We start from the raw sequence: 13,435 nt of genomic DNA on the forward strand, positions 1-13,435 counted from the left end.
CCTTTAGGTGGTTGCGAACCTTGACGCAAGTCCATATGACCACCGCTACCCTCCCTCTTTTTATAAAAAGGTTGGGACAAAAGTGTTTTAATCTAAGTAAAACCCGAACAAATCTGCCTACTAGAAAGCAGATTTGTTCGGGTTTTTTATTTGTTTACGGTACATTTGATTTTATCTCTTTCCAGCGGTTGATTGGAGTGCAAGACGAAGACTCCTGCGGGAAAAGTAGCTTATGTGAGACCCATCCAGCTCCGGGGCTTAGAGGCACATGTCATAAGTCAAACCGTCCAAGAAGGCAAAGAACGCCTTCGTGGCCGTTTCGCCTTATGCCACCCGCCTCTGAACAAAGCCCCTCCACTTTTCTTCCCGCAGGCTTGCCGAGGAGGCTCACGGGCTACCCGCGGAAAGCGTAGTCTTGCACGGAAATCATTAGCGGCATGAAGAACCTACGCTGAAAATGTTCGTCTATATGTCGTGGTTTTTTAGTTTTGTTCCAACCTCTTTTTTACTCCAAATGAAAACGCATCCATTAACTCATGTTAAGTTTTTTTACATAAAAACACTTACATTACGAATTAACACTTGAACTTTTGTTATTTTCTGAATATGATAAATAATATAACTTATTCATGTCACAAAATCTAACATCAAAGAATCGATTAATCCAAGAATGAAAGAACAAAAACAAAAGGAGGAAAGAACAATGAAAAAAGTAGAAGCGATTATTCGTGCAGAAGCATTCTTGTCCCTGCGAGAAGCTTTATGCCTTCGTGGATTCAGCGGACTAACCGTATCAGAAGCAGCTGGCTGTGGAAAGCAGAAAGGAAAGCAAGGGATTTTCAGAGGGAATAAATTCGAACTGCAGTTAGTCCCCCGTGTGAAGGTGGAAATGATCGTCGACGATGGTCAGGTTGAAGACATCATTGGTCTCATTGTTGAACATTGCAGTACTGATACCGTAGGAGACGGAAAGATTTTCATCTATCCGGTTGAGGATGTCATTCGCATCCGTACAGGTGAACGAGGAAAAAAAGCCGTTTTATAGATCACTTCATTCTTGACTCAATCACTAAGCCGCTTTACCAAACCAATTTCGGAGGGATACCATTGATTAAAAAAATTTCTGCTCTGTTGCTTCTGTCACTGTTTGTGAGCACTACTGCTCTCGCTGCGGCCCCTACCGCAGAATCTGTTCAAGCATCCGTTGACTCTCTATGGGTCATGATTGCTGCAGTCCTTGTGTTCTTCATGCACGCTGGATTCGCCATGGTCGAGACCGGATTTACCCGGGCCAAGAACTCTCTTAATATCCTGATGAAAAACTTCTTAACTGTAGCCATTGCTTCTGTACTGTTTTTCATTGTCGGATTTGGGTTTATGTTTGGAGGAACATCCGGAGGCATCATCGGTACTGACAGTTTTCTCCTTTCAGGACGTGAAGATATCGGCTTCTTCTTATTCCAATCCGTATTTGCCGCTACATGTGCAACGATCATTTCAGGTGCTGTAGCTGAACGTATGAAGCTTAAAAGTTATATTCTATTAACCATTGCCATGACCGGAATCATTTATCCGATTGTCGGACATTGGATTTGGGGTGGCGGATGGCTTTCAGAGCTTGGATTCGTCGATTTCGCCGGATCTACTGTCGTTCATTTAACAGGTGCTGTCGGAGCCTTCATTACGGTACTCTTTCTTGGAGCACGTATTGGCAAATACAATAAAGGTAAAGTGAATGTCATTCCTGGTCATAATATCCCGATCGGTGCCCTTGGGGTATTCATCCTTTGGTTCGGCTGGTTTGGATTCAATGGAGGCAGCAGCCTGGCCGCTGATCCAACGCTTGTACCTCATGTCATTACAACCACTTTATTCTCAGCATCAGCCGCCATTCTTTCATCCGCTTTCTATACGTTAGTAAGATTTAAACGAATCGACCCTTCCCTGACGTTAAATGGAGCACTGGGAGGACTTGTCGGTATCACCGCCGGCTGTGCCAATGTATCACTGGTCGGCTCTCTCATTATCGGGCTTATTGCAGGAGTGATCCTTGTTGAAGCGGTAACCGTAATCGATTCCAGACTTAAAGTCGATGATCCTGTAGGGGCCATTGCCGTACATGGAATTTGCGGGATATGGGGTACAGTAGCCGTTGGGTTGTTTGATGTTTCAAACGGTTTGTTCTATGGCGGGGGCGTTTCTTTAGTAGCCACCCAAGCCCTGGGCGTATTAGCCGTTATTGCCTGGACCTCCGTCACTGTCGGAGGGTTCCTGTTCATCGTAACGAGAGTGGCAAGTATTCGCGTTTCACGTGAAGAAGAACTTTCAGGACTGGACTTTACAGAGCATGGGTCGAATGCTTATGAATTAAAGGATACTGTATTAGAATCAAACGTTTCTTCCTCTTCTCCTTTTGGATCTGATTTAGTTGACCGATTAAATTCGATCGGAACAGGTAAAGTGAGTGAAACCATGAATCAACGAAACACAATATAATTAGATTTGGAGCTGCCCGGAGCGGCTCTTTTTTTCGTTTCCCAACAAAAATAAGCTCATATGGAAAGCTTCCACTAAAGCTTCCATACGGGCTTATTTACGAAATCGTTGAAATGATTTTTTCTTTTAAATCTTTTGATACAAAATGTTTCTTGGAAAAAACATTATAGTGATTATTTCTTACCTCACCCAGGATGGCCCGATATAATAATGCCGCACCCTTCACCGGGGTCCTTGAATACATAGGATAAAGATTCATTGTACGGAAAGCTTTCTCATAATAGTCTTCTGCAATCCTGGCCATTTCTTCCCATATGGACTGGAATGCAGCATTATTTCTATGATCCATGAATTCTGCTACGGTATATTCATATTTAACTAATAAATCCTGCGGGATATATAGTCTCCCTCTTTCCAGGTCTTCGCCGATATCTCTTAATATATTGGTAAGCTGCATGGCATAACCTAAGTAGATACCATCTTCCCTTAATTGATGTTCTTTTCCGGGAGCAAGAATAGGAAGAAGCATTAACCCTACAGTGCTTGCAACGTGATAAGAATAGTCCAGTACATCATCCATCGTCACATAAATTCTCCCGTTCAAATCCATTCGTTGCCCTTTAATCATATCCCGAAAAGCTCCGATGTCCATATTGAAATGATTAAATACATCGTCCAAGGCTACCCATATATGTTCTTCTTCATTAAAAGAACCTGTTAAAAACGATTCGAATTCCATTTCAAATTGCAGTAATTGCTCAGAAGGTTTCGTCCCCTCGTCTACGATATCATCCACTCTGCGACAGAATGCGTATACTGCCCATACAGCTTTTTTTTGGTCCTTTGGTAACAGGGAGAATGCTCTGTAAAATGTCTTTGAGTGAAGTTTAATGATATTCTCACAATGATCGTATGCTTCCAAGATCTTGTTCATGTAAGGTCACATCCTTCCTTTCCGACTCCGTTTTATTATGTTCTTTGAAGGTTTCAGCTACGAGTTTTGCCCCCTGCATGACGATCGGTACTCCCCCACCAGGATGGATGGATGCTCCCACAGCTAAGATATTCTTTTCTGCAAACGGTTGTACCTGTGGCCTGAACGGGCCTGATTGACCTAAACTGGGTGCAATACCGAAGCTTCCCCCTGAATATAACCCTTCTTGTTTTGCCTCTTCTGGTGTCCTGACTTTCATCCACTTAATTCGTTTTCTTAACTCTTCGAAGCCCCTTTTCTCCATTGTATCCAATACGTAATTGGAAAGAAATTCTGAAGCTTCCTCCCAGTCCAATTTCTCGGAAACCGGAACAGGGATTAGGACGTATAGGACACTGTTCCCTTCAGGTGCCAAGGATGAATCAACCTTAGACGGATTAAATACGTAAAATGAAGGTTCCTTAGGAATTCTCTTATTTTTGAAAATATCCTCCATATTGTCAGAGAAATATTCATTTAAATAAAATTGGTGCATTTCCTTTTCTTCAAACTTCCCATCCACGCCCATATACATTAGCACGCAACCAGATGAAGGCTTGTAAGGTTTAAACTCATTCTTCTTTACTAGTTTGGTTGCCGTAGGAAAATCACCATTGATGATCACTGCATCTATTTCTTCTCTACGATTTCCGAGGACGATGTGAGTCGCTTTATCCCCAGTAGTCTCGATTTCTGTGACAGGTGAAGATGTCTTGATGTTTACACCATTTCGTTCACATGCCAGCTGCACATGATCCAAAAGACTGGCATAACCACCTTTTATATAGTAGATCCCATGTTTATGCTCGCTATAAGATACTAAACTATAAATCGCAGGAGTCGTATAGGGATTCCCGCCAATATATAAGGTCTGAAGCCCGTAAGCGGTTTGGAGTTTTTCATGTTTAAAATAATGCCTTAAATTCCCCATCACATTTCGATATGCTTTTAACTTAATCAGTGAGGCAATCGTTTCCCGGTTCAGATAGTCTTTTGTTTTTAAAAATGAGGATTCAAGAAATTGAGGCTTACCGATCTTAAATCGTTCATCCATATCTTCCATGAATTTCAGAAACCCATCTTCATCCCCAGGAAACTGCTGCTTGATTTCTTCGTATTGCTTATCCATATCAGCATATTTTTTATACGTTTGACCGTCTGCAAAATGAACATTATACAAAGGATCACAACGGACGAATTCAATTTCGTCTGTATTTATTCCTGCTTCTGAGAGAATGGAAAGCAGCATTTCAGGCAGGAGCACGATGGTCGGTCCTTTATCAATTTTGTATTCACCTTCTTGAACAAAGGCAAGCCGCCCACCAATGGTTGACTCCTTTTCATAAACGGTAACCTCATGACCATCTTTTGAAAGTAACAGTCCCGATATCAACCCGCCGATACCAGATCCAACAACCGCCGTTTTCATAATGCTCCCCCCATTGTTTGGTCTTTAGTGAAGGAATAGGACGGATCTTCGTTCAGTAGCATATTCGTTGTAATCCGTGCTGATTCTAATATTGTAGGCAACCCGCTTCCCGGATGGGTTCCTCCCCCGACCAGCCAACAGTTTTCAAGCTCTTCAAATTTATTATGAGGTCTGAGTGCCATCATTTGAGTTAATTGGTGACCGAGATTAAAGGTCGCACCTTGATAAATATTGAAGTCTACCTCCCAATGATGAGGCGAAATGATTTTTTCAACCTGGATATGTTCCCGAATGTTCTTTAAGTTCGTTTTGCTTTCAACTGCATCCAGAACGAGATTACGGAACATTTGTTCATTCTCTGTCCAATCGATCCCGCTTACATTATTCGGAACGGGAGCAAGGATATATAAAGTGGAATGTCCTGGAGGAGCAAGCGTCTTATCTGTCACAGAAGCATTCTGAATATAAATGGAGGGATCTTCGGGAAGTGTAAACGTCTCCGTTATTTCCTCCACATTTTTCTTATAGTCCTCTGCAAACAGGATGCTGTGATGAGGAAGATCAAATTGTTTATCGATTCCAAGATAGATCATGAAGGTCGAGCAGGAATACTTCTTCTTCTTCAGCTTTTCTTTACTGTATTTCTTGAGAACCCCACCTTCTACAAGGTTACTCATCACATGAGCAAAATCTCCATTGATGATGACTTCATCTGCGGAAACCTTCTCTCCGTCCTCCGTAATGATTCCCTTCACCACATGACGATCTTCAATCCACAATTTCTTTACCCCCCGGCCCAAATGAATGGAACCTCCATGCTCCGTCACTACTTTGGCCATGGCTTTCGATAGCTGATTTAACCCTCCGATAGGGTGAAAAATGCCATATTCATGCTCCATGAAGGACAGAATCGAGAATGCTCCCGGACACTCCCACGGTGACATCCCTAAATATTTCGATTGGAAGGTAAAAGCTAACCGCAATTCATGATCGGTGAAATAATCACTTAACACACTATAAAGTGATTTCCCTAATGATAGTTGGGGAAGTGCTCTCAAAACCTTCCAGCTGATATATTGATAATATCGATCCATCGGACTTTGAAGAATCGGTTTTAAACGTTCCATTTTTTTACGAGTATCATTCATAAAACGTGTATATCCTTCTGCATTCCCTGGATAATGACGCTCGATTTCTTCAGAAAGCCGCTCCGGGTCTTTAAACATCCGCACTCTTTTATCTTTAAATATAAGTTCATACATCATCGAGAGCTCTTGTAAATCCACATAATCGTGAAGATTCCTTCCTGCCGCCTCGAATAATTCCTCAGCAATTTCCGGCATACTTAGGAACGTGGGTCCAATATCGAACGTATATCCATCCATGGTGACAGCCCCGTTTCGTCCGCCAACAAATGTTTGCTTCTCATATATTTCTACGTCGTATCCCTTACCGGCCAGCAGCATTGCCGCTGCCAAGCCACCTGGACCAGCGCCTATGACGATCATTTTCTTGGCCATTGTTATAGCCTCCAGTGTGTTTTTTATTTGTACATTCATTATACAATTGTTATACAACTAATTATACAACTCTTTTCCGGTAGAAACAAAGTTTAAACTCTATTTTTTCAGATTTTATTTTTTTCTCAGTAAAACCAGCTTTTCTCCCATTAAATAAACACAAAAAATAGGATTTCGGTTTTTCAACTCTATGTAGGAGCTTGGCCCTTTTACAAAGAGAAAAAGAGGCATGCAAAAGGTTTCTTTCCTTTTACTATGCCTCCTTTTCCCTTCATTATTACTTTAAATCTATGTTTGTACCCGTCTCTTAATTCTTTATAATTACCGGGTCAGTTGACCGACGGAGGATCACAGAACCAGTGGCTCACTTACCCAAACAAAAACAGGTGAGCTTCTTTCATATAAGGAGCTCACCTGTTTCGTACGTCTACTATTCCACAATCTCAACATTATAATCCTTAAACCAAACATGAATCTGTGCCAGGTGGGCAAGTAGCTGGGGGCCGGTCATGAGTTGGCCGTACCATGGCACCTGGAAGGCAGATCCGCCTGTTGCAACGATTTCTTTCAGTTTTTCTTCATCGAATAATTCATAGAGAACACTTGATTTGTCTTCGAGTATTTCATTCAACCAGTCACTGACCAGCTTCGTGTACTCAGGGTGATGGGTTTTTGGGTACGGACTTTTCTTACGATAAAGGACTTCGTGAGGCAATACTCCTTCAAGAGCCTTTCGTAAAATTCCCTTTTCTCTTCCTTCGTGCATTTTCATCTCCCATGGGATGTTCCAGACGTATTCTACGAGTCTATGATCAGCAAATGGCACACGGACCTCTAGACTTGCCCCCATACTCATTCGATCTTTACGATCTAACAAAGTCGTCATGAACCAAAGTAAATTCAGGTAGAATAATTGTCTTCTTTTCGTTTCAACTTCACTTTCCCCTTCTAATAATGGGGTTTCTGCCACTGTGCGATCATATTGCTCCAGCACATATTCTTCCAGATTTAATTTCTTGCTCCATTCTTCTTTTAGAAGACCTTGACGCTCAGCCGTGGAGCGCATCCATGGAAATCCTCTGCGGTCGAAATCTTCAGGACGGTGAAACCAAGGATAACCACCGAATATTTCATCCGCACATTCCCCTGATAATCCAACCGTGAAGTCCTGTTTAATTTCCCGGCAGAACCATAATAGGGATGAATCAACGTCTGCCATTCCCGGTAAGTCTCTTACATGAACCGCTTCAGTCAGATAGTCCTTCAATTGCTGTTGGCTGATGACACAGCGATGGTGCTCGGTATCGAATTCCGAAGTCATCTTTTCTATCCATGGTGCATCGGAATTAGGCTGAAAATCGTCAGCTTTAAAGTATTGTTCGTTTTCTTCATAATCAATGGAATAGGTATGAAGTTTCCCTTTTCCTTCTTTTTTATAGCTGTTCGCTGCCACCGCGGTAATCGCACTTGAATCCAGTCCGCCTGATAAGAACGTACAAAGTGGCACATCGGAAACGAGCTGTCTCTCGATGGCATCAGTCAAAAGGAAGCGGACCTTTGACACTGTTTCAATAAATGAGTCTGTATGCTCCTCACTCTTCACATTCCAGTATCTCCATATTTTCAAGCCATCTCTGGAGAATAGCAAAGCATGAGCAGGACGGAGCTCCTTCACCCCTTTAAACACTCCATTACCAGGCGTCCGGGATGGCCCCAGTCCCAATACTTCCGCCAATCCCTGATGATCCACCTGGGGCAAAACATCCGGATGGGCCAGTAACGCTTTGAGTTCGGAACCGAAGAGGATTCCTTCTTCCTTTTCAAAATAAAATAAAGGCTTTACGCCCATTCGGTCCCTGCCTATAAATACATGCTCCTTTTCACTGTCCCACACTGCAAAGGCAAAAATCCCATTTAAATGATGGACACAATCCTCACGCCACTCTATATAAGATGTTAACAGGACCTCCGTATCAGAATGTCCTCTGAAGGTATAACCCTTAGAAATAAGTACTTTTCTCAAATCTTCTGTATTGTAAAGTTCTCCATTGTAGCAGATGGTGAAAAGGTGCCCGTCATGCTGAATGCTCATGGGCTGTCTTCCTCCTGCAGGATCTACTACAATCAATCGTTTATGACCAAACGCAACATGCTGGTCAATCCATACATTCGTTTCATCTGGCCCTCTTTTAGAAAGGGTTTCTGCCATTTTTTCCACTACTTCTTTTTGATCAGACAAATCTCGTTTATAATGAATCCAACCTGTAATTCCGCACATGGTGATCATCCTCACTTTCTAATCAAACAAACTGGGCTCACGGACACATAAATTATTCTATGCTCCGGGCAGGAAATGGTTAATTGTCTCAATCAATTTTCACATGAATGAAATATGATAATTATGACAAGAAATGTAGTTAAGGAGGGATATTCACTTGAGCAACACATTTCGATCAAACATTTTAAAATCCCAAAAAAGGTCCTATTCCGAAGGCACTGCTCTTTTCGAAGATGATACGTGGTACTTTTTCGAAATTGATGCCGAGGAAGAGTCTGAGCTCGAATTTTACCTCAATCATGAATTGAAAGTTTATAGAAATGGAGACTGGCTTGCAGGTGTATTGTTGGAAGATGGAATGATTGTCACACCGTACGAACGATTAAGAATCGAGAATGGCGATCGAATTCAAATAAAGAAGAATATATTGTATTCGTTGGAGAATTTATTGGAAGAGATTTCTGATGATGCTTTTCATCAGTTTACAACGGCCTTGAACAATTTGGGTTATTCTATTTATGATAGTATCTTTTGCCATAACCACCTGGTTTTCCTTGGAAATCAAAAGATCAAAGAAGGAGTTAACTTCATCACCTTCGATAATGGTGTAGAAGTATGTGCGGTCCAGCATCACTTCACCTATTACAAAAAGAAGCGGGACCGCTTTGAATTCACATTAAGTACGGGGAGACGAATTGTGATTGAAAGTTTTAACATTTAATCCATTCATACACCCAAATAGAAAAAAGCAAATGCCTGCCGGTATCCGACATACATTTGCTTTTTTTCTATTCCTTCTCTATCCAAGAAAATTCAAGCCCAGAGGCAAACGTAATCCCAAATAAAGAACAATGATTAAAGCGATGATCAATTGAATCCAGAACATCTTCGTACTCTTGCCTTTATTTAAGCGAACCAAGACCATCTCGAACATCCCGATGACCCAGATTCCAACCAATCCTTTAATGCCATATAGGGCAGGATTAATTCCTTGATGCTTCCAGAATAATAAGGCACCCGTTAAAATAATGAGCAGGTAGAATAACCGTAAAATCATATGTACAACTTTCATGCCTTTTTTCTTTCCTGCATTATGTAAGCCAACCGCTACAAAGAAAAGAATAATCGCAATCACCCAAGTTGTAATATGGGCATGTGTATTATCAAACATAATGAACCTCCTACAGGTAGATAGTATACGTTCATAATATTACCATAGTCTTTACTCCAACAGAAATTTTAACTAGGCCTGTAACTGATTTGTCAAAATTCCCAGAGATTCAATTTCGATTTCCACTCTGTCACCCTTCTTCAGGAAAAGCGGAGGCTTGAAGCCTTTTCCAACTCCAGCAGGTGTCCCGGTCGCAATGATATCACCAGGCTCAAGCGTCATCCCCTTTGATAACGTAGAAATGATGGTGGGAATGGTGAATATCATTTCACTTGTGTTCGAAGACTGACGGATTTCATCATTTACCCTCGTCGTGATTTCCAGATTCTGCGGGTCGACGATTTCATCCTTCGTGACAAGATACGGACCGATCGGACATGTTGTATCCAGGCTCTTACCGATAAAAAATTGGCCATGCTTTTTCTGGAGATCCCGAGCGGTTATATCATTCAAAATCGTATAGCCAAACACATACTCCATAGCGTCGTGTGGAGAAATCCCTAACCCTTTCTTTCCGATCACTACAGCAAGCTCACCTTCATAATCAAGCTGCTCCGTGATATCTTCATGATTCATCACTGTTACTTCATGCCCCACTACGGTATTGGTCGCTTTTGTGAAAATCATGATGTCTTTCGGGATATCCTGCTCCCCACCCATTTCAATGGCATGATCACGATAATTTTTTCCTACACACATAATATTCCTCTTCACTTTTGGAAGCGGTGAAAGCCACTCTACCTCATCATGAGAATATGACGGACAATCTAAGGAAATGTCCTGAAGGATGCTTATAACTTTTTGAAGAAAGCCTTTCCCCCGTTCTATCCCGCCAAGTAAATCCTGAGGTAAACCGTGCAAACCTGCTAACTCTACAATTCTGGCATCTCGTTTTACACCATACGTCTGTCTATCCCCAACCTGAAAGCTAACAAATTTCATCCCTTACTCATCCCCTTCGTTTGACTTTAGAAACTATAACTCTCCCTTTTTAACCACAGTGCTTTTTCCATAACTTAATACACGCCACAGCTTCTCAACAGGACCGTATTTAAACTTGGATAACCAAATTTCTGAAATGATCACTTGGATAGCATATATGCCAATCGCCAGCAAAGTCCCCGTCGTTAACGTCACTTCTCCATACAGTCCAAATCCATACGAATAGAAAATCAGGGTGCCGATGACCGATTGCATGAGGTAGTTCGTCAGGGACATTTTCCCTACTGAGGCTAAAGGCTTGCTCCCTTTCATGATTTTTTCATTCAACATTAATAATGAGAGGATTATTGCATAAGATACTGATAAGAACGGACCTCCCAAAAAGTCTTGAATATACGCATATGCAAAATTGGACTGAATGAATAGTGGCATTAATTTAATGAAGATCCCAATCACCAAAGTACAGATTCCTATCACAATCCATGTCTTCTTATAATCTCTTACCTTTTCCAATAGTTGCAGTTTACTAGCCCCGGCCCCAATCATCATCATTGGCAAGATAGAAAGTAATAAGAATATGAGATTACCTGGTGAATTCACTGCATACCAGTCCTGAAAACGCTGCTCCATAATACTGCTGAAGCTTCCAGATGCATATGCGGCAACAGAATTCTGCAGCGACTGGATATCAGTGAACTGGGTTACACCAGTCGGATCCGCGAAAGTCATTAATACTAGCAGAATACTAAAAAATAATTGAGGCAGCAGAAATAATAATCCCCCTACCCACAATAATCCCTTTCCAGACAGCCTCATGAAAAAGAGCAGCAGCAGACCGAATACGGCATAGTTAATTAAAATATCTCCCGACCAAATAAGGAAAGCATGTATGGAGCCAATCACTAATAAGATAAGAAGCCTTCTGATTCCAAATAAATAGAAAGAAGTTCTTTTAGCAGTTGCCCTTTGTTGCTGAATGCCTAACCCATATCCAAACATCATGGCGAATAGAGGATAGAAGCTTGCTTGGACCAATACATCTATCCATGGATACAAAGCGACATCTTCAGGTGTTTTCCACCAGGAATAGGGGTCAAGATAAAGAAATGGTGAATGAAAGGAAATCATATTGATGATAAAGATTCCAAGTAATGAAAATCCTCTAATCACATCAAGACTTACAATACGTTCTGAATGTTCGGTTGGCGATAAAGTGTTCATTAATAGTTCCTCCGAAAAAATAATCTTAATTTCATTTTAACTCCAAATGTGAAATTAGGCGATTATCACCTATTGTTTCTTCTCACATAGAATAACAATAATTAACTTTGTCTTAAAGGTGTGAGTCGAAATGCCCGCAATTGTAGGAATTGCACAAGTCATAAACGTCGGTTCCAGTGGCGTTTTTCACATTGGAGATGTATTTAACATTAGTCCAATATCAACAGCCAAAACCTTTGCCGGTGCAGGTTCGTTTATTACAGGGAGAGGAATTTCCGTCTACAATGAAAACTCCTTAACCTATACTGTGGATGACGATGCTGTGGATCAAGGAATAAACTTTAACCTATGAGTGTGATGCGAAAATGACGAATTATTATGTTCAACAATCCATACAGATTCAATTTATTAAAATTGGAGGAATGTCCAATTCTTCCGTTTTACAAATTGGTACATGTGGTCAAATAAACACAAATGACTATCTTTATAATACCGGTGGTTTCACGGAACCCGCTCCTGAAGCTGAAAAAAATGGCAGTGTTTCAACGGGACCATCAGCAACACCCTTAGTTCCTCTTCAAAACCCATAAAAGAACCCGCGACAAAGAAAGAGGTGGCAGGATGACTAATTACTATATGACCCCACAACAACTCTATCAGTATATTGACATGTTGAATACGAAAATTGTCGCGTTAGAACAAAAAGTAAATGAGCTATCACAAGAATTAATGACGATCAAGGAATCACCAAAGATTAATGTAGAAAGAATTGAATATAAGTTCGATCAGCTTAAAGTCGAGTCCCTTGACGGCACATTGAATATCGGTCTGAATCCTAGTAATTTAAAGGATACCATAGAGGATTTAGCCGTAGACCAAAATGTGAATGTCAATTCAATCAAAGATCTAACCCCCTACAAAGAAAGAATAACGAATGAAATACAAGCGTACATTCAAACCGAATTGCCTACCCTGATTCAAGACAATGAAATGCAATTCCAACGATCACTGGACCCTTCTTATTATGAAATGGTACAGCAAGACCTATTAAATCAGATGCCGCAGAGAATTGATTTTTACCTTGAAAACATACCACATGTCGAGTCCAAACAATCCGAAGAGGAATGGGAAAGAAAAATCATTTCAAAAATCAAAAAAGATATCCAAACGGCCCTCTTCTCTTTCATGTCACAAATGCCGGAAAATATGGAAGGAATGAATAACAATGAACCTCCAAGTAATCAATCGTGAATTGTCAGTTGGCAGTATCGATATTGCAGGGGTGGCAAGCTCTTCCCTGGTCCTGATCGGGGATGCTGACATCATTCAGCTCACTTCTGCCTTCGATACACCACCAGAGTCCCTAATCATCGGCCCATTCGTTCCTCTTACACCAAAAGGATAG

General features: G+C 41.3%; 14 protein-coding genes. 7 read left to right on the forward strand and 7 right to left on the reverse strand.

Features of this window, described 5'->3' with window-relative positions; genetic code table 11:
- The first annotated feature begins 703 nt into the window (after positions 1–703).
- Both ACIFOD_RS02970 and ACIFOD_RS02975 read left to right on the forward strand, forming a co-directional pair.
- Positions 704–1,045, forward strand: coding sequence for a P-II family nitrogen regulator (locus tag ACIFOD_RS02970; RefSeq protein ID WP_430313405.1), 342 nt, complete (start codon positions 704–706; stop codon positions 1,043–1,045).
- Between the two features lie 62 nt (positions 1,046–1,107).
- Positions 1,108–2,496, forward strand: coding sequence for an ammonium transporter (locus ACIFOD_RS02975; protein WP_430313406.1), 1,389 nt, complete (start codon positions 1,108–1,110; stop codon positions 2,494–2,496).
- A gap of 97 nt (positions 2,497–2,593) precedes the next feature.
- Here the strand turns inward: ACIFOD_RS02975 and ACIFOD_RS02980 are convergent, their stop codons facing one another.
- The 4 genes from ACIFOD_RS02980 to asnB all read right to left on the reverse strand — a co-directional run bounded on the left by ACIFOD_RS02980 (position 2,594) and on the right by asnB (position 8,705).
- Positions 2,594–3,430 (reverse strand): phytoene/squalene synthase family protein, encoded by an 837-nt coding sequence (locus ACIFOD_RS02980; RefSeq protein ID WP_430313407.1) that lies wholly within the window; start codon positions 3,428–3,430, stop codon positions 2,594–2,596.
- Positions 3,396–4,898 (reverse strand): phytoene desaturase family protein, encoded by a 1,503-nt coding sequence (locus ACIFOD_RS02985; RefSeq protein ID WP_430313408.1) that lies wholly within the window; start codon positions 4,896–4,898, stop codon positions 3,396–3,398. The genes ACIFOD_RS02980 and ACIFOD_RS02985 overlap by 35 nt, the downstream gene beginning before the upstream one ends.
- Positions 4,895–6,418, reverse strand: a complete 1,524-nt coding sequence (locus ACIFOD_RS02990; RefSeq protein WP_430313409.1) for a phytoene desaturase family protein — start codon at positions 6,416–6,418, stop codon at positions 4,895–4,897. Before ACIFOD_RS02990 ends, ACIFOD_RS02985 begins: the two co-directional genes overlap by 4 nt.
- 430 nt (positions 6,419–6,848) lie before the next feature.
- On the reverse strand, positions 6,849–8,705 hold the full coding sequence (gene asnB / locus ACIFOD_RS02995; protein ID WP_430313410.1) for an asparagine synthase (glutamine-hydrolyzing): 1,857 nt from the start codon (positions 8,703–8,705) through the stop codon (positions 6,849–6,851).
- Positions 8,706–8,853: 148 nt separating this feature from the next.
- On the opposite strand from asnB, the gene ACIFOD_RS03000 reads away from it, so the two are divergent.
- A complete protein-coding gene (locus tag ACIFOD_RS03000) occupies positions 8,854–9,417 on the forward strand; it encodes a DUF2777 family protein (protein WP_430313411.1) in 564 nt (187 codons plus the stop codon).
- Positions 9,418–9,495: 78 nt separating this feature from the next.
- Here ACIFOD_RS03000 and ACIFOD_RS03005 read toward each other — a convergent pair whose 3' ends face one another.
- The 3 genes from ACIFOD_RS03005 to ACIFOD_RS03015 all read right to left on the reverse strand — a co-directional run bounded on the left by ACIFOD_RS03005 (position 9,496) and on the right by ACIFOD_RS03015 (position 12,030).
- Positions 9,496–9,867: a YisL family protein gene (locus ACIFOD_RS03005; RefSeq protein WP_428973629.1), complete on the reverse strand. Its 372-nt coding sequence runs from the start codon at positions 9,865–9,867 to the stop codon at positions 9,496–9,498.
- Between the two features lie 72 nt (positions 9,868–9,939).
- Positions 9,940–10,809 (reverse strand): fumarylacetoacetate hydrolase family protein, encoded by an 870-nt coding sequence (locus ACIFOD_RS03010; RefSeq protein WP_430313412.1) that lies wholly within the window; start codon positions 10,807–10,809, stop codon positions 9,940–9,942.
- Between the two features lie 33 nt (positions 10,810–10,842).
- Positions 10,843–12,030, reverse strand: coding sequence for a DUF418 domain-containing protein (locus tag ACIFOD_RS03015; RefSeq protein ID WP_430313413.1), 1,188 nt, complete (start codon positions 12,028–12,030; stop codon positions 10,843–10,845).
- A gap of 130 nt (positions 12,031–12,160) precedes the next feature.
- On the opposite strand from ACIFOD_RS03015, the gene ACIFOD_RS03020 reads away from it, so the two are divergent.
- The 4 genes from ACIFOD_RS03020 to ACIFOD_RS03035 are packed head-to-tail and all read left to right on the forward strand — an operon-like array spanning position 12,161 to position 13,435.
- A complete protein-coding gene (locus tag ACIFOD_RS03020) occupies positions 12,161–12,382 on the forward strand; it encodes a spore germination protein (RefSeq protein ID WP_397553340.1) in 222 nt (73 codons plus the stop codon).
- A gap of 13 nt (positions 12,383–12,395) precedes the next feature.
- The gene (locus ACIFOD_RS03025) at positions 12,396–12,620 is read left to right on the forward strand and encodes a spore germination protein GerPB (protein ID WP_397553339.1); all 225 of its coding nucleotides are present in this window, start codon (positions 12,396–12,398) and stop codon (positions 12,618–12,620) included.
- Between the two features lie 31 nt (positions 12,621–12,651).
- Positions 12,652–13,281 carry a spore germination protein GerPC gene (gerPC, locus tag ACIFOD_RS03030; RefSeq protein WP_428973626.1) on the forward strand — a complete coding sequence of 210 codons (630 nt, stop codon included), beginning with the start codon at positions 12,652–12,654 and terminating at the stop codon, positions 13,279–13,281.
- The gene (locus tag ACIFOD_RS03035; protein WP_060670356.1) at positions 13,256–13,435 is read left to right on the forward strand and encodes a hypothetical protein; all 180 of its coding nucleotides are present in this window, start codon (positions 13,256–13,258) and stop codon (positions 13,433–13,435) included. Before gerPC ends, ACIFOD_RS03035 begins: the two co-directional genes overlap by 26 nt.

It is taken from the genome of Rossellomorea sp. NRS-1567 (genome assembly GCF_050467885.1).
Classification (GTDB): domain Bacteria; phylum Bacillota; class Bacilli; order Bacillales; family Bacillaceae_B; genus Rossellomorea; species Rossellomorea aquimaris_C.